The organism is Streptomyces tatrensis (genome assembly GCF_049310065.1).
Classification (GTDB): domain Bacteria; phylum Actinomycetota; class Actinomycetes; order Streptomycetales; family Streptomycetaceae; genus Streptomyces.
The window spans coordinates 539,138-554,854 of record NZ_JBMDLB010000011.1 but is presented as its reverse complement, the minus strand read 5'-3'; the positions used below and the strand labels follow the sequence as shown (position 1 = coordinate 554,854).

At 73.8% G+C, this 15,717-nt stretch carries 11 protein-coding genes; 6 read left to right on the top strand and 5 right to left on the bottom strand.

Annotated features, from left to right (window positions below):
* Window positions 1-113 precede the first annotated feature (113 nt).
* The 3 genes from ACODT5_RS18150 to ACODT5_RS18140 all read right to left on the bottom strand — a co-directional run bounded on the left by ACODT5_RS18150 (window position 114) and on the right by ACODT5_RS18140 (window position 5,972).
* Complete coding sequence (locus ACODT5_RS18150; RefSeq protein WP_422520349.1) at window positions 114-962, bottom strand: C40 family peptidase; 849 nt, start codon at window positions 960-962, stop codon at window positions 114-116.
* Window positions 963-1,192: 230 nt separating this feature from the next.
* Window positions 1,193-5,386: an nSTAND1 domain-containing NTPase gene (locus tag ACODT5_RS18145; protein ID WP_422520348.1), complete on the bottom strand. Its 4,194-nt coding sequence runs from the start codon at window positions 5,384-5,386 to the stop codon at window positions 1,193-1,195.
* 214 nt (window positions 5,387-5,600) lie between these two features.
* Window positions 5,601-5,972 carry a hypothetical protein gene (locus ACODT5_RS18140; RefSeq protein ID WP_422520347.1) on the bottom strand — a complete coding sequence of 124 codons (372 nt, stop codon included), beginning with the start codon at window positions 5,970-5,972 and terminating at the stop codon, window positions 5,601-5,603.
* A 271-nt stretch (window positions 5,973-6,243) separates the two neighbouring features.
* Between ACODT5_RS18140 and ACODT5_RS18135 the strand changes: the two genes are divergently transcribed.
* Entirely contained in the window at window positions 6,244-7,407 is a 1,164-nt protein-coding gene (locus tag ACODT5_RS18135) for an AI-2E family transporter (RefSeq protein ID WP_422520346.1), read from the top strand.
* A 137-nt stretch (window positions 7,408-7,544) separates the two neighbouring features.
* Here the strand turns inward: ACODT5_RS18135 and ACODT5_RS18130 are convergent, their stop codons facing one another.
* A complete protein-coding gene (locus ACODT5_RS18130; protein ID WP_422520345.1) occupies window positions 7,545-8,168 on the bottom strand; it encodes a helix-turn-helix domain-containing protein in 624 nt (207 codons plus the stop codon).
* A gap of 146 nt (window positions 8,169-8,314) precedes the next feature.
* Here ACODT5_RS18130 and ACODT5_RS18125 point away from each other — a divergent pair, with 146 nt between their 5' ends.
* The 4 genes from ACODT5_RS18125 to ACODT5_RS18110 all read left to right on the top strand — a co-directional run bounded on the left by ACODT5_RS18125 (window position 8,315) and on the right by ACODT5_RS18110 (window position 12,124).
* On the top strand, window positions 8,315-9,445 hold the full coding sequence (locus tag ACODT5_RS18125; protein WP_422520344.1) for an aryl-sulfate sulfotransferase: 1,131 nt from the start codon (window positions 8,315-8,317) through the stop codon (window positions 9,443-9,445).
* Window positions 9,442-10,824 carry a uracil-xanthine permease family protein gene (locus ACODT5_RS18120; protein WP_422520343.1) on the top strand — a complete coding sequence of 461 codons (1,383 nt, stop codon included), beginning with the start codon at window positions 9,442-9,444 and terminating at the stop codon, window positions 10,822-10,824. Before ACODT5_RS18125 ends, ACODT5_RS18120 begins: the two co-directional genes overlap by 4 nt.
* Window positions 10,825-10,900: 76 nt before the next feature.
* Window positions 10,901-11,782: a hypothetical protein gene (locus tag ACODT5_RS18115; protein WP_422520342.1), complete on the top strand. Its 882-nt coding sequence runs from the start codon at window positions 10,901-10,903 to the stop codon at window positions 11,780-11,782.
* A gap of 90 nt (window positions 11,783-11,872) precedes the next feature.
* On the top strand, window positions 11,873-12,124 hold the full coding sequence (locus tag ACODT5_RS18110; protein ID WP_422520341.1) for a hypothetical protein: 252 nt from the start codon (window positions 11,873-11,875) through the stop codon (window positions 12,122-12,124).
* A gap of 97 nt (window positions 12,125-12,221) precedes the next feature.
* On the opposite strand, the gene ACODT5_RS18105 is transcribed toward ACODT5_RS18110, so the two are convergent.
* A complete protein-coding gene (locus ACODT5_RS18105; RefSeq protein WP_422520340.1) occupies window positions 12,222-12,842 on the bottom strand; it encodes an L-threonylcarbamoyladenylate synthase in 621 nt (206 codons plus the stop codon).
* 400 nt (window positions 12,843-13,242) lie between these two features.
* Between ACODT5_RS18105 and ACODT5_RS18100 the strand changes: the two genes are divergently transcribed.
* Window positions 13,243-15,714, top strand: a complete 2,472-nt coding sequence (locus ACODT5_RS18100) for a YfhO family protein (protein ID WP_422520339.1) — start codon at window positions 13,243-13,245, stop codon at window positions 15,712-15,714.
* Window positions 15,715-15,717 lie beyond the last annotated feature (3 nt).

Below are 15,717 nucleotides of genomic sequence, written 5' to 3'. Positions count from 1 at the left end.
GACGACTGGGACGGCAGGGACGACTGGGACGTGGACGGGCGCACGTTTCTCCTCGGATGGGCCGGGTCGGCCGGCTTGGGGGGTTTGTAGATCGTTTCCGACCTTACGGATGATCAACGGCACATAGGGACGTTTTCCAGCCAAGCCGCCCCGCGGACGTAAATGTTCGTCATCCACGCCCGGTAGTCCGGAAGGTACGACCAGACGTCATTGGTGTAGCCGTCCGAGGTCACCGACTCCGCGTGCTTCTGGCATTCGACGCGGATGGTCGTGGGCCCGGGGAAGGCGTAGACGCGCGGGGCCGCCGTGGACGGCCGCTCCTTGGTCCAGACGCCGGTGCCCCAGGTCTGGAACACGTGCCCGGTGACCGGGCCGGTGTCCACGCGGACCGCCCCGTAATAGCCGTTCGACAGACGGGCGTCGGTGACCTCACTGACCATCAGCTTGGTGCCCGACTGCCGGGCCTCCGCCATCCTGCCCGCCCCGAGGTAGAGGGCGATGTGGTGCAGGTCCCGGGAGGTCCCCCACACCAGCAGGTCGCCGGGGAGCAGCGGAGCGAGCCCCTGGGCGGCGGTGAAGCGCGCGGCCGCGCGGTGCGTGTAGTACTGCGCACTGGCCACCCCGTCGAGCGGGTCCGAGCCGGTGGCCTGCGCATAGGCGTAGCGGACCAGTCCCGAACAGTCGAAGCCGAGCCGTTCGGGATCGTGTTCGCTCGCCGGATCGGTGGGATCCACCTGCCCGTACGTGGCACCGGGCACCGGGCCGTGACCACCGCCCCAGGTGTACCAGACCCCCTTTCCCACCTGTTCGCAGGCGGCGGCGACGGCGCGTTCGGCCGCCGCGGAGGCCCCGGGGGTCAGGACCCGGCAACCGCTGTCGGCGGCCGCCGGGTTGGCGGGGGTGCAGAGGAGTACGGCCAGGAGCGCGAGGAGCGTTCCGATCAGACCTGTTCGGCGCAGCACGGTGGGAGACCTCGATTCACGCGGCGGGATGGGATGAAGCACGGCGGCCCGTACGGCACTTGGCCGCCGGCGCCGCATCCGTGGACCAGCCTGTCGGCGCCGGCCGCGCCCCGTCGAGGGCCGAACGCGGCACCACCCGAACGGGCAACGGGAAACCCCGGAGGAAACCCCGGACGGCTCAGGGCCCGTCAGCCGCCGCCGGGCAGCCGCGCCGCCGGGCAGCCTCACGCTCAGCAGCCGCGCCGCGGAGCCCGTACGGGCAGACCGGGCACCAGGGCCTGCCGCTCCCGCGGTCCCAGGCGGCCCACCGTCCGGCAGATGTCCGCCAGCCGGGCGGCGGGATCCGGGTTCCACAGCCGTACGGTGCCGTCGTTGCTGCTGCTCGCCAGCGTCCGCCCGTCGGGGGAGAAGACGACCCCCCACACCGCGTTGGTGTGGCCCGACAGCACGGCCCGGAGCCGGCGTCCGGACACGTCCCACAGCCGCACCGTACGGTCGTTGCCACTGCTCGCCAGGGTCGTCCCGTCGGGGGAGAAGGCGATGCCGCGCGCCGAGCCGGTGTGCCCGGTCAGCACCGCGGTGACGCGCCGCTGCTCCGCGTCCCACAGCCGTACGGTGCCGTCGTTGCCGCTGCTCGCCAGGGTCCGCCCGTCCGGGCCGAACGCGACGGCCCGTACCGCTCCCGCGTGCCCGCTGAGCGCGGCGAGCGGACGGCGCCCGGCCACGTCCCAGAGCCGGACGGTCAGATCGTCCCCGGCGCTGGCCAAGGTCCGCCCGTCGGGGCTGAAGACGACGTCGTTGGCGAAGTCGGTGTGCCCGATGAGGGTGGCGAGCGGACTGCGCGCGGCGGTGTCCCACAGCCGTACGGTGCCGTCGGCTCCGGCCGAGGCGAGGGTGCGGCCGTCCGGGGCGAACGCCACCGAGAACACGGTCCCGGTGTGTCCCGTGAGGGTGGCGAGAGGGGCGCGCGTGGTGGTGCCCCCGAGGCGTGTGGTGTCCCAGAGACGTACGGTGCCGTCGGCTCCGGCCGAGGCGAGGGTGCGGCCGTCGGGGGCGAACGCCACCGAGAACACCGTCTCGGCGTGCCCCGCGAAAGTGGCCAGAACCCGCCGTCCGGCCACGTCCCACACCAGCACCGTGTGATCGGCGTCGGCCGTGGCGAGGAGCTTCCCGTCGGGGCTGTACGCGGCGTGCCACACCTCGGTGAACGGGCGCGCCGTCAGCACCGGCCCCCGCAGGTCCCAGAGCACGACGGACTGGTCGAACGCGGCGGTGGCGAGCACCGATCCCGCCGGATCCACGGAGACGGCGAGCACGTAGTCGGTGTGCCCGGCGAGCGTGGCCGTGAGCCGGGCGCCCCGGACGTCCCACAGACGGGTGGTGCCGTCGCCGCCCCCGCTGATGACGGTGGTGCCGTCCGGCGTGTAGGCCACGGAGTTGACGTCGTCGCTGTGCCCGGCCAGCGTCGCGGTCGCGCGCCGCCCGCCGACGTCCCACAGCCGCACCGTACGGTCGACCCCGCCGGTGGCGACCGTACGGCCGTCCGGCGCGAAGGCCGCGCCCAGCACTTCCCCGGTGTGCCCCTCCAGAACGGCTGCCGGCTCCGCCCGCCGCGTGTCCCACAGGCGTACGGTCCCGTCGGCGCCGGCCGATACGAGGCTCCGGCCGTCCGGGGCGTAGGCCAGGGTGTTGACCCGTGCGGTGTGCCCGGTCAGGACGCCACGCTCCCGGTGTTCCCCGGCCGGATCCAGCAACCGGATGGTCCCGTCGGCGGCTGCGACCGCGAGGGTGCCCCCGTCGGGGGCGAAGGCCACCGCCCGGGCGCCCGCCGTACTCGGGGGCAGCACGGACACGGCACCGCCGCTGCCCGCTCCGACCGGCCAGAGCCGGACCGGGCCGTCGGTGGAACCGGCCGCCAGGGTCCGCCCGTCGGGGCTGAAGGCGACCGTGCGCACCCGGCCGGGGGCCGTGAAGGCGGCGACCGTGCTCCGGTCGGCCACCCGCCGCAGCAGCACCTTCCCGTCGGAGCCGGCGGTCGCCAGGGTCCGGCCGCCGGGCGCGAAGGCCACCGCGTTGACCGGCCCGCCGTGCCCGCCGAGCCGCGCCAGGAAGGGCTGCGACTGGGTGCTGAGCAGGGCGCCGTGCGCCTCGGGCGTCGCTTCGGCCCGGTAGGCCTCCTCGGCGAGCAGCATGGAGGCCTCGGGCTGTCCGGCCGCCAGTGACAGGGACCGGGCGGCCAGCGCCTGGGACCGGGCGGTCCGCTCCTGCCCGAGCGCCCCCGCGCGCTGCTGGTAGGCCACCCCGCCGGCGGTCAGCGCCAGCAGGAGCAGGACGACGAGCGTGGCCAGCATCCGCTGGTGCAGCCGGACCCGGAGCCGGTCCTGACGCCGGCGGGCCTCCTCCGCGGCCCGGCTCGCGTCGAGGAAGGCCGCTTCCCCGGGGCCCAGCCGGCTGCGGCCGTCCAGCTCCTCGGCCCAGGCCCGGGCGGTGGCGAGGCGGCTGCCGCGGTAGAGCACGGAGGGGTCGCGGGCCTCGCGCGCCCATTCGTCGGCGGCCTGGGCGAGTTGCTGGTGGACGAGCAGTCCGGCCCGGTCGGCGTGGATCCAGCCGCGCAGCCGGGGCCAGGCGTGCAGCAGGGCCTCGTGGGTGATCTCCACGGTCTCGCTGTCCGCGCTGATCAGCCGGGCCCGGACGAAGGCGTCGAGGCCTGTCGTCAAACTCCCGTCGTCGCCCGGAGGGCGGCCCCGCGGCGTCTGGTGCGTGCTCTCGGCGTGCCGGGCGGAAGTCCGCGTACTGGACGTACGTGGGCTTCCGCCCGGTGCGGCGAGAGCACGTGCCAGGCGTCGCGGGGCAGACGGGAGTTTGACGACAGGCCTCAGGGCGGCGGCGGCCCGCACGGTGTCCGCCTGCCCCTCCAGCAGGGCGGTGCGGCTCATCCGGCGCCGGGTCGGCCCCGTACCGTCGGCGATGTGCACCAGCCGGACGAGGAGCCGGCGCACCATCCGCTGTTCGGCCGGGTACAGGCGGGCGTACACCTGCTCCGCGCTGCGCGCGACGGCGCCCTGGATGCCGCCGGCGTACTCGTACCCCGCGACGGTGAGGGTGGATCCCTCGCGCCGCTGCCAGGTGGCCATCAGGGCGTGGGACATCAGGGGCAGCGCGCTGGAGGGCGCCTCGCCCGGCCGGGCGTCCGGACCGCCGCCGGTGCGCGCCGCGGGGGCCCCGACGCCGGGGTCCTCCACACCGGGGTCCTCCACGCCGGGGTCCCCGGCGCCGGAGCCCCGTACGCCCGCGTCCCGCAGCAGCAGCGGCACCAGCCCCGGTTCCAGTACGAGCCCGGCGAGCTCCGCCGGGCGCGTGATCGACTCCCGCAGCTCCGCCACGGACATCGGGGGCAGGACGAACAGTCCGTCGCTGAACACGGCTGCCAGCTCCGGCAGTTCCAGGCACTGCCCGGAGAAGTCGGCGCGCACAGCGAGCACGACGACGGCCGGGTCGTACCCGGGGGCGCCGGCCGGCGCCCCCGGGGAAGTGGACAGGGCGAGGAGCACCCGTACGAAGGCGCGGCGCTCCTCCTCGTCGGAGCAGAGGGTGAACAGCTCCTCGAACTGGTCGACCAGCAGCACCGGCCGTACGGTCGGGAGCGGCCGCCCCTCGGCGTCAGGGAGGAGGCCGACGCCGGGCCGCAGCCGGTGGACGGATTCGAGCAGCAGTTCCGGGCGGGCGCCCAACTGCTCCGGACTGACGCCGAGATCGCCCCCCACCGCCTTGACGGTGGCTTCGAGCAGTTCCCGCAGCGGGTGCGCGGTGGGGGTGAACCTGACGACCGGCCAGCCGTCGGAGCCCGCCATCGGGAATCCGCCGCGCCGCAGGGCCGGCACCAGACCCGCGCTGAGCAGGGAGGACTTGCCCGCACCCGACCGGGCTACGAGGAGCAGCGGGCCGTGCCCGAGCCGGTCGTGGACCCGCTCGACGAGGGCGGCCGTGGCACGCTCCCGGCCGAAGAACCACCGGGCGTCCTGCGGGGTGAACGCCGACAGGCCGCGGTAGGGGCAGGCGCCGTCCGACTGCGGAGCACGCTGGTGGGGCGGACCGGGCGCGGCGGGAGCGGCGGGTGCAGCGGGAGTACCCGCAGGGCCGGGCCGATCGGCCCGCTCGGCGCGGGGCCCGGAATCCTCGCTCTCCGGTACCAGCCGCAGCAGTTCGCCCTCGGCCGCGAGGGCCCGGTCGCAGCTGCGCGCGACCTCGAGGGTGACCGGCTTCGCACCGGTCTCGATCTTGCTGAGATAGCCCTTGCTGTAGTGCGTCCGGCGGGCCAGGTCGCCCAGCGACAGGCCGCGCTGCACGCGCAGCCTTCGCAGTTGGGCGGGAAAGGCCGCCGCGGTCCCGCTCGCGCGGTCCGGATCCCCCAAGACGTCCCCCATGGCAATGTGCGCCCAGGCTGTGAGAGGCAGGTGCCCAGGCTAGCGCGGGGGTCGGAGGGCCGACCGGCCATTCGTGCGGTGTGGCGTGAAACAGCGGCGTTCCGGAGCCCGGTCGGGGCCCGGACTCCGGAACGTTCTCGCGAGTGGCGTAGGGGTGTATGGGCGTAGAGGTGGTCGGGCGTAGAGGTGTACGGGCGCAGTGGCCCGTGGACCGCTAGCGGTTGAGGGTGATCGAGTTGATCGGCCCGAGGTCGGCGTAGACCCCGGTGCCCTGGGCGATGGGGTTGCCGCAGTTGACCCCGTTGGAGCCGGCGCACAGGCGTGCGGTGGCACCGCCGTACTGGTTGTTGAGGACCCAGTGGTTGCCGAACTGGTTGGTCAGGTTGTGGGCCCCGTAGCTGTAGAAGACGTGGCTCGGACTGACGGCGGGATTCTGGTTCTGCGGGTAGATGCAGACCGCCCCGTCCGGGCAGCCGGCCCACGTGTCGGCCGGCTGGGCGCCGGACGCCCCGGCGGCTCCGCTCAGTGCGACGACGGCGGCAGCGGCGGTGGCGAACGCGGCGGCGCCGCGGATCATCTTGCGCATGGTGTCCCCTCGGGTCTTGCTCCGTGCTGACACCTGGAGCCTGTCCCCGCCGGGCACCGGGGTCGACGGGTTTCCCGTCGCCCGTCGGCGGCCCGCACCGGGAAACCCCCTGTGACCAGCGAACTCCCCGAACGAGGGGCAACGCCCGTGTCTGCTCCTTCGGCCCAGCGCGGATGAAGCCTTCGGGCGAACGCGCTGCGCGGCGCACGGAGAGGCCGCCGCCGGGGTGATAGCCCGAGGGGACCAACACACCCCGGAGGTGCGGCCGCACATGACCAGGCGACTCGTGACGCGGCCCGCCCGGAGGCTCCCGCCCGGAGCCCGCCCGCGCGGCGAAGGCGGGACCGGCCGGGCCCGTACCCCGGCGCGCGTGACGGCCGCGGCCGCACGGGCGGCGGCCCCGGTGGCCCCGGTCCTGCGGACCGCGGCCGGATACGCCTGGCGGATCCTGGTCGTCGGAGCGGCGGCCTACGCGGTCTTCGTCGTCCTGGGACGGTTCCACGAGATCTCCGTGGCGCTGTTCCTGGGCCTGGTGGCGGCGGCCATGCTGCGCCCGCCGGCCGGTCTGCTGGCCCGGGTGATGCCCCGCGGGCTCGCCGTGGCCTGCGCGCTGATCGGCAGCCTGATCGTGGTGCTCGGCGCCCTCGCGCTGGTCGGCGAGGCCGTCGCGGGGGAGTGGCCCACGCTGGTGCGGGAGTTCAGGGCCGGGCTGGCCCGGATCCAGAGCTGGCTCCAGGGTCCGCCGTTCCGGCTCGACTTGCACGCCCTGAGCGATGTCCAGTCGAAGATCGGAACCTACTTCGCCAGCCACCGCTCGACCCTGCTGAGCACGGCGCTGGACGGGGCCGGCCGGGTCGTGGCGGTGTTCACCGTGGTGGCCCTGGCACTGTTCTGCTCGGTCTTCTTCATCCACTCGGGCGACCGTCAGTGGAACTGGTTCTGCGGCCAGCTGCCGGAAGGCGTACGGGACCGGGTGGCCGCGGCCGGCCGGGCCGCGTGGCGGACCTTCACGGGCTACTCCCACGGCATCGTGATCGTGGCCGCCACGAATGCCGTCCTCGTCGGCATCGCGCTCTACCTCCTCGGCGTCCCGCTGGCCGTCCCGCTCGCCCTGCTGGAGTTCGTCGCCGCGTTCATCCCGCTCATCGGCTCGCCGGTGGCCCTCGGCGTGGCCGCCGTCGTCGCCCTCGCCGCCAAGGGGCCGCTCGTGGCGGGCCTCGTGGTCGCGCTCATCGTGGTCATCGGCCAGATCGAGGGGCACTTGCTGCACCCGCTCGTCATGAGCCGGGCGGTACGGCTGCACCCGATGGTGGTGGCCCTGTCGGTGGTCGCGGGAGCCATCGCCGCCGGGATCGTGGGAGCCGTGGTGGCCGTCCCGCTGGTCTCGGTGGCCTGGGCCGTCCACCAGTCCTTGCGCGGCACCCGCGCGAACTGACGTTCCGCGGTACCCACGAACCGACCTTCCGCGGCATCCGCACGAACCAACCTTGGGCGGCATCCGCACGAACCGACCTTCCCCAGCACCCGCGCGAACCGACCTTCCGAGGCACCCGTGCGTACGGCGGCCTCCGGTCAGCCCCGGGGGTCCACCACGGCCTCGACGTGGTCGGCCACGGCGACCAGCAGCACCCGCGTGCCCGCCTCCAGCGCCCGCCAGCGGTGCTCCACCCCGCCGGCCAGGTACAGCGTGTCGCCGCGGCCCAGGCGGTGGGTCCGCCCGTCCACCTCCACCTCGGCCGAGCCGTCGGCGACGTACATCAGCTCGTCGTTGCGGTGCCGGAACGCGCGATCGGCGTCGTGGTCCCCGGTGAACTCCAGCGCGTGCATCTGGTGCTGACCGCGTACGAGAGGCCGGACCCGGGCCGTCGGATCCGGCCCGGAGCCCGGCCCGGAGCCGAGCCCCGCGTCCAGCCCCGGATCGGCGTCGGCCCGCACGATGTCCACCCGGCGCGGGGTCTCCCCGGCGGCCAGCAGCTGCACGGCCGTGGTGTCCAGGGCGTCGGCCACCCGCTGGAGCGACCGCATGCTGGGCCGGGCCCGGTCGTTCTCGATCTGGCTGAGGAAGGGCGAGGACAGCCCGCTGCGCGCGGCCACCTCCGCGAGGGTGAGGTCCAGGGCCCTGCGCCGCCTGCGGATGCCCGCACCGATCCGCCGCTCGGAGGTCTCGTCTTCCACCTGGCCGCCCACCCCGCTCATCGTTCGCCGCCGCCTCTGACGATCATCTTCCCGCACCTCGCCGCGGGCTTCGCACTCCCTTCACAGTGCCGCAACAATGCGCCGCTAACTTCAAAGGAGATTGCTCGTATCAAACAAAGTTTCACGCTCTGCAGGAGGACACCCGCATGCCCCCGGTCGACCAGAACTTCCGCCGCCGCCGCGGCACCGGTCTCATCGCCCACGACCCCGCCGCCTCGGAAGGCGGGTACACCCTCTACGCCCCGCTCACCGGCACCGGCGAGGTCTACCTGATCGACATCCACGGCGAGGTGGTCCACGAGTGGCGCCTGCCCTACCGCCCCGGCCGGCACGCCCGGATCCTCGGCAACGGGAACCTGGCCTACAGCGGCGTGCTCCCCGGCGAGGAGGCCCTCTTCCCGATGTGGCACAAGTACCGCGGCGGCGTGATGCTCGAAGCCGCCCCCGACGGCACCGTCCTGCGCGAGCACCGCGATCCGCTCCAGCACCACGACGCCCACCACCTCGGCGGCGGCCGCGTCCTCTACGCCGCGCTCGAACCCCTGCGGGGTGCCGACGCGGCGGGCGTGCTCGGCGGAGTGCCCGGCTCGGAGGCGGCCGACGGCACGGTGTGGGCCGACACCATCACCGAGGTCGACGCCGACGGCTCCGTACGCTGGTCGTGGAGCGCGGCCGAACACCTCGACCGGGCCGAATACGCCCTGCACCCCGACTACGCGCGCGAACACTGGCCGCTCATCAACAGCGTCGTACCGCTCGCCGACGGGAACGTCCTCGCCAGCCTGCGCAGCGTCTCGGCCGTGGTCGTCATCAGCCGGGAGACCGGCGAGATCCTCTGGCGCACCGAGCCCGGAACCGTCTCGCAGCAGCACGCACCCACCGAACTCGCCGACGGCAGGGTGCTGGTGTTCGACAACGGCGTCTTCCGGCCCGGATCGGACGTCCCCTACTCCCGCGTCATCGAGATCGAGCGCTCCTCCGGCAAGGTCGTCTGGGAGTACCACGAACCCGCCCGCGAGGCCTTCTTCGCCCCGTTCATGGGCAGCGCCCAGCGCCTCGCCGGCGGCAACACCCTCGTCACCGACTCCCCGTCGGGCCGCCTCTTCGAGGTGACCCCCGAGGGCTACCTCTGCTGGGAGTACGTCGTCCCCCACTTCGGCGCCTACCAGGAGTCCGAGGTCCGGGGCCTGTTCCCGTCCGAACCCAACGCGGTCTTCCGCGCCTACCGGTACACCGCCGAAGAGCTGCCCTGGCTGGACAGAGAGGCCGCCCGATGAGCACCACACCCACGAAGCGCGCGGCGGCGGGTCCGGTGGGCCCGGTCAGTCCGGTGGACGAGCGGCTGCCGCTGCGCCGGCTGGCCCCGCTGTCCGCACAGCACGTCCTGGCCATGGTGGCGGCGCCGGTCTCCACCACGTTCCTGACCGGCCAGGCCCTCGGCCTCGGCGCCGCGCACACCGCCTCCCTGCTCAGCGCCACCCTCGTGCTCTGCGGCGCCGGCACCCTCCTCCAGTCCCTCGGGATCTGGCGGTTCGGGGCCCGGCTGCCGTTCGTCATGCTCCCCGGCGGGGCGGCCACCGCGCTCTTCCTCCAGATAGCCAAGGACCACGGCCCCGCGACCGCGACCGGCTCGGTGCTCCTCGCCGCCGCGCTGCTCTTCGCCGTGCTGCCCTTCTACGCCAAGGTCGTAGGGCTCTTCCCGCCCCTGGTCATGGGCGTCACCGTGCTGCTCATCGGGATCGCCATGATCCGGGTAGCCGCCCAGCTGGTCACCGGCCGCCCCGGGAGCCCCGGGTACGCCGCACCCTCGGCGGTCGTGCTGGCCGGCGCGACCATCGCCGTCACCGTGCTCTTCCTCATGGTGCTGCGCGGGATCTGGCGGCAGACCGCCGTGCTCCTCGGCATGGGCGCGGGCACCCTCATCGCGCTCACGACAGGCCTCGGCCACTTCGCGCCCGTGGGCGGAGCCGGCGGAGGCCTGACCCTCCCGCACCTCCTCCCGTACGGCGCACCGCACTTCGACGTGCTCGCCGCACTGCCCCTCCTCGTCTTCAGCCTCACCACCCTCGCGGAGATCACCGGGCAGACCGTGCTGAACAGCGAGACCGTGGGGCGCGAGAGCGACCCCGGACGCGACGTGCCCCGGGTGGCCAGGGCCGACGCCCTGATCTCCGTGTTCGGCGGGCTGTTCGGCACCTCGCTGATGGTCACGAGCGCCGAGAACATCGGCATCGGGCGGCTCACCGGGGTCCGCAGCCGCTTCGTGACCGCCGGGGCGGGAGTACTGCTCGTCGCCGTCGGCCTGCTGGCACCCGTCTCCCGGCTGCTGGCCGCGATCCCCGCGCCCGTCGTCGGCGGATCCGCCCTGGTGATCTACGGGATCATCGCGGTCATGGGCGTCGACATGCTCGGGCGGACCGCGCCCGGCGCCGGCGGCGGCTCCACCGTGATCGCGCTGGCCCTCACCGCCGGACTGCTGCCGGTGGTGGCCCCCGACCTCTACCAGGGGTTCCCCACCTGGGCCCGGACGGTCCTCGGCAGCGGGGTGGTGGCGGGTACGCTCGCCGCGGTCCTGCTCCACGCGCTCTTCCGCGCGTTCGGGAACGGCGAACCGCCCGGCAGGGAGTCCACGCGGAAGGCCGACCCCGGGGACTGACGCGGCGGTCCGCCGGGCCCGCGGCTATCCTCGCGCGGCGAAGGCGGGTACAACTGCTGTGCGAAGAGGGGGAGCGATGCTGCGCGATGTGCGCGAGTGGTTCGACGGCGCGGCCGACGAGGAGATACGGGCACTCGAAGAGGTGCCCGGCATCGATCCGGAACGGCTGCGGGAACTGTGGTGTGCCGAACCGGAGCTGATGCTCCGCCTCGACCGCCTGCACACGGCCGCGCAGCGGGCCTTCGAACGGCGTACGAGGGCGGCGGTCACCGAGGACCTGCTCCGGGCCCTGCGCGCCGTTGCCCAGGGGGCCGACGTGGCCCGGCTGGAGACGGCGGTCGCGCTGGCCGGAACGCGGCTGGGGGCCGATACGGCCACCGCCGCGGCGCGCGGCCTGAACACCGGCCTGACGTGCGGGATCGTGGTCAGCCCGGTGATCCTGGTCGTGGTCTTCGCGCTGGGGGCGTGGGTGCCCGGGGTCTTCGGAGTGGAGCTCGGCTGCCAGTCGCGACTGGCCCTGGCGGGAGCCCTGCTGTGCTTCGCGGGCGGCGCGATGGGCGCGGTCTTCAGCGTGATCGTCCGACTGCGCGATCCCCGGCAGCTCATCCGCGACAGCACGGGCGGGGCGGGCGGGGCGGGTGGGGAGGGCCCGGACACGGATCCGGTCCAGCTGTGCCGGTCCCTGCGCCAGGAGGGCTGGTACCGGGTGGTGGTGGGGTGGTTCCTGGCGACCGCGCTCTACCTCCTCGTCGCCGGCGGGATCCTCACCGTCCTCACCCCGCCGGCCACCGCGGCCGAGCTGTGCGAGACCGGCCCGTTCCCCGGCGCCGAGCACGGGGCCCTGGTCAAGACCTGGTTCTTCTGGGGAGCCATCGGCTTCCTCGCGGGCCTGAACGAACGGTGGGCTCGCGGCCTGCTGCGCCACCCGTCGGCACCAGACCCCGCGAGCCCGGCCTGATCGGCAAGACACCCCCTGGGCCGCCCCTTCCGGATCGTGCCCGGCCCGCCCCGGACGGCATGATCCGCGGGATCCGGTTAGCGTCGGGGAATGAGTACCGAACCGCAGACCTTCGAGATCCTGCTGGTGCCCGAGCACGTGGTGGAGGGGTCGCCCGACGACGCCATCCGCTCGGCCGTCGTCGCACCGACCGGCCAGAACGGCGCCTCCGGCTACCCCCGCTATTCGGGTGACGGGATGGTGGCCGACATCGATCCCCGCACCCGGACGGTGGAAGCCCTCCTCGTGGACGGCTCCGAGCTCGACTACGGCCTCAAGCCCGTCCTGTACCCGCCCACCTGACGCGCCGTACGCCCACCTGACGCGCCGTACGCCCGCCCGCCGACCGTACGGCGGGCGGGCGTACGCCGCCGCTGCTCGAAGCGAACGCCTGCGGCGGCTACTCGAAGCGGGCGGTGTCCCCCGCGCCCCGCCGGACGATCTCGGCCTCGCCGCTGGAGAAGTCGATGACCGTCGTCGGCAGCGTCCCGCACTCGCCGGAGTCGACGACCATGTCGACGACGTGGTCGAGCCGGTCCTTGATCTCCCAGCCCTGCGTCATCGGCTCCGCCTCGTCGGGCAGGAGCAGCGTGCTCGACAGCAGCGGCTCGCCGAGCTCGGCCAGCAGGGCCTGCACCACGGCGTGGTCGGGGATGCGCACGCCCACCGTCTTCTTCTTCGGGTGCTGGAGCTGGCGGGGCACCTCCTTCGTCGCCGGGAGGATGAAGGTGTAACTGCCGGGGGTGGACGCCTTGATCGCGCGGAAGACGTCGTTGTCGATGATGACGAACTGGCCGAGCTGCGCGAAGTTCTCGCACACCAGGGTGAAGTGGTGGCGGTCGTCGAGCTGCCGGATGGACCGGATGCGGTCCACGCCGTCACGGTTGCCCAGCTGGGCGCCCAGCGCGTAGCAGGAGTCCGTCGGGTAGGCGACGAGCCCTCCTGCGCGGATGCCGTCGGCGATGCCGCTGATGGCGCGGGGCTGGGGGTTTTCGGGGTGTACGTCGAAGTACTTTGCCATCCGCAGAGCCTACGGGATCCGGTGGTTCCGGCACCCGAGCCGGGCGGGCCCCGGGCACGCCCCGAGGGCTCCCGGAGCCCCCTCCGGGGAGGGGCGCCACGCGAGAAATGGCCGGTTGTCGATTTTCCATGCGGTTGAGACCGGACATTCTCGTCGTCGCGATCGAATTCGTTGCGCCGGGCGCGTTGTTCTTTCGAGGGTGTGCATAGGGTGCGTGAATCGGCGGCCTTCCCGTCGCCGATTGGCCGCGCACGAGGGTTTGCCACACATGACCGCCACTTCACTCACGCCTGCCGAAAAACCCCTCGCCACGGGGGGCCGCGGAGGGGTCGCGTCGCAGGTGGGCGGGGTCAAGCGGAATATCGCATTCATTTCTGCTCTCGTGGCCGCGCTCATATCCATGGCGGCTTACAGTTCCGGTCTCGCCGTGCGCGGTGTCTACCCTTTCGGATCCGTTCCGCGCGCCACCAACGACCTGCGCCACCAATATGTTCCGTTCCACACCCGTCTCTGGGACCTCCTGCACGGCAACGCCCAGGGAGATCTGCTCTTCAACTGGCAGAGCGGGTACGGTGTCGGATTTCTCGGTGACTTCTTCACCTATCTCACCAATCCGTTCTCCCTGCTGACCGGCCTCCTGCCCCGCCAGCAGGCGGAGCTCTCCGTCTACCTCGTCAGCCTCTGCAGCATGGGCCTCGCCGCCGCGCTGATGACCGTGTACCTGGGACGACTGCGCCCCGGCTCGCCCTGGTTGCGCGCCCTGCTCTCCGTCGGCTACGCCGTCTGCGGCTGGGGAGTCGCCGAGGGCACCGTGGTGCCGATGTGGACCTGGGGCCTGGTCGCGATACCCGTGCTGGGGATGGCCGCCGACTGGTGTCTGACCGGCCGCCGCTGGATCCCCGGCAGCCTCCTCGTCGCCCTGTGCTGGTTCGCCAACTTCTACACCGCCGCCATGGCCACCGCGGCCACCGCGCTCGTGTTCCTCGTACGGCTCCTGCTCGCCGACATGGACCGGCGCGCCCGCGGCCGGGCACTGTGGCGGGCCGCCACCATGACCGGCACCGGACTGCTCCTCGCCGCCCCCGCCGTTCTGGTGTGCACCTTCGCCAACCGGCGGGCCCAGCCCACCGAGCTGTACGTGGTCGGCGTGGACACCGATCCGCTGACCTTCCTCTCGATGCTCATACCGGGCACCCATCCCGTCCGCGTCGCCACGCCGAACGTCTACGCCGGGGTGCTCGTCCTCCTCCTCGTCCTGACCCTGCCCTTCCAGTCCAAGGTGCGCGGCCGCGAACGCCTGGCCTGGTTCTCGCTGATGCTGCTGACCGGCGTCTCCTTCGTCCTCACCCCCACCGCCGAGCTCTGGCAGGGCGGGGCCCTCCCGCACGGCGCCCCCTTCCGCGAGTCCTTCGTCCTGAGCGGCATGATGGCGATGGCCGCCTGGATCTGCCTGGCCCACATGCCCCGGCCCCGGGCCCTGCTCGGCGGGGCCGGCCTGCTGGCCCTCCTCGTCGCCGTCACCTACGACCTCCCGCCGGTCAACGAACAAGCCCTCACCGGCGTCCTGACCGGCGGCGCAGTCACCACCGCCCTGCTGCTCTTCTACGCGCGCGGGCTGCGCCGCCCCGCCCGCATCGGCGTCATGCTGCTGCTGGCCGTCTCGGTCTTCACCGGCACCGTGTACAGCGTCTACGGCGACTCCGTCGCCAACGACCCCCGCCGGCGCGGCCCCGTACGCGCCCAGACCATGACCGAGCGCGGCAAGAACGTGCACCAGGCCCTGGCCGCGCACGAGAACTGGCCCGCCACCCGCGCCGACGCCGGATCCGGCCTCTTCGTCACCAACAACGACGCGATGTTGGTCGGCGGCCAGGGCGGCGCCTACTACAGCAGTTACGTGAGCGTGGAGACCGCGCGCGGACTGCGCGGCCTCGGCCTCGGCCAGGCCATGGGCGGCCGACACCTGTGGCCCGCGGACGACCCGGTGCTGCGGGCCCTGCTCGGCATCGGCACCGTCCTCGAACCGGCCGGAGAGACCGGCGTCACCGTCCGCACCCTGCCCGCCCCGCCCCTGGTCACGCTCCGCGCACCCGGCAGCGACCAGGCCCACGGGGCTCCCGAGGGCTCCGTCTGGGCCCGCCGCCAGGCCGCCCTCGGCGCCAGGATCTACACGGTGCCCACGCTCGCCCACGCCGGCGGGCGGCCCGCACCCGAACCGGCGGCCGGGCCGGGCTTCGCCCTGACCAAGGCCAAGGGCGACGGCCCGGAGAGCTGGGCCGTGTTCACCGGGCGGTGCACCCCGGGGGCCCGCGCCTTCCTCCACGCGCCGGACCTGTACGCGACCGCCCGCGCCGAGGACACCGGCAGGCGGCTCACGGAACTCGTCGGCAGGCCGCCCGTGGTCAGTGCTCCGGTCAAAGAACTGGGCACGGCGGCGGCCGACGGCCGCTTCACCTTCTCCCTGCGCACTGAGAAGGACGGCCAGATCCTGCCGGCCGGGGCGCTCGGCTGCCTGGACCAGGCCGCCTTCGACGCGGCCGTGGCCGGGCTGAAGGCCGGCGCAGCCACCCACGTCACGGTCGGCGGACACCGCGTCGAGGCCCGGCTCCCCGAGGGCTCGACCGGCACGGCGGTGCTCGCCACCACGGCGTCCCCCGGCTGGAGCTGCTCGGTGGACGGAGGACCGGCCCGCGCCCCGGTCTCGTACCAGGGGCTGATCGGCGTTCCCCTGGGATCCGGCGGCGCCGGCCGGCTGGTGTGCTCGTACGTCCCCGAGGGCCTCCGCGCGGGCCTGGCCGGCACCGGCGCGGGTCTGCTGCTCATCGCGGCCGTCCTGGCCGGCACACGGTGGCGCGCCGCCCGCAGGGCTTGAGGT

Coding starts and splice junctions, on each gene's coding strand:
- ACODT5_RS18145 (WP_422520348.1), bottom strand. CDS start 5,386: ATGGGGGACGTCTTGGGGGATCCGGACCGCGCGAGCGGGACCGCGGCG.
- ACODT5_RS18140 (WP_422520347.1), bottom strand. CDS start 5,972: ATGCGCAAGATGATCCGCGGCGCCGCCGCGTTCGCCACCGCCGCTGCC.
- ACODT5_RS18135 (WP_422520346.1), top strand. CDS start 6,244: ATGACCAGGCGACTCGTGACGCGGCCCGCCCGGAGGCTCCCGCCCGGA.
- ACODT5_RS18130 (WP_422520345.1), bottom strand. CDS start 8,168: ATGAGCGGGGTGGGCGGCCAGGTGGAAGACGAGACCTCCGAGCGGCGG.
- ACODT5_RS18125 (WP_422520344.1), top strand. CDS start 8,315: ATGCCCCCGGTCGACCAGAACTTCCGCCGCCGCCGCGGCACCGGTCTC.
- ACODT5_RS18120 (WP_422520343.1), top strand. CDS start 9,442: ATGAGCACCACACCCACGAAGCGCGCGGCGGCGGGTCCGGTGGGCCCG.
- ACODT5_RS18115 (WP_422520342.1), top strand. CDS start 10,901: ATGCTGCGCGATGTGCGCGAGTGGTTCGACGGCGCGGCCGACGAGGAG.
- ACODT5_RS18110 (WP_422520341.1), top strand. CDS start 11,873: ATGAGTACCGAACCGCAGACCTTCGAGATCCTGCTGGTGCCCGAGCAC.
- ACODT5_RS18105 (WP_422520340.1), bottom strand. CDS start 12,842: ATGGCAAAGTACTTCGACGTACACCCCGAAAACCCCCAGCCCCGCGCC.
- ACODT5_RS18100 (WP_422520339.1), top strand. CDS start 13,243: ATGGCGGCTTACAGTTCCGGTCTCGCCGTGCGCGGTGTCTACCCTTTC.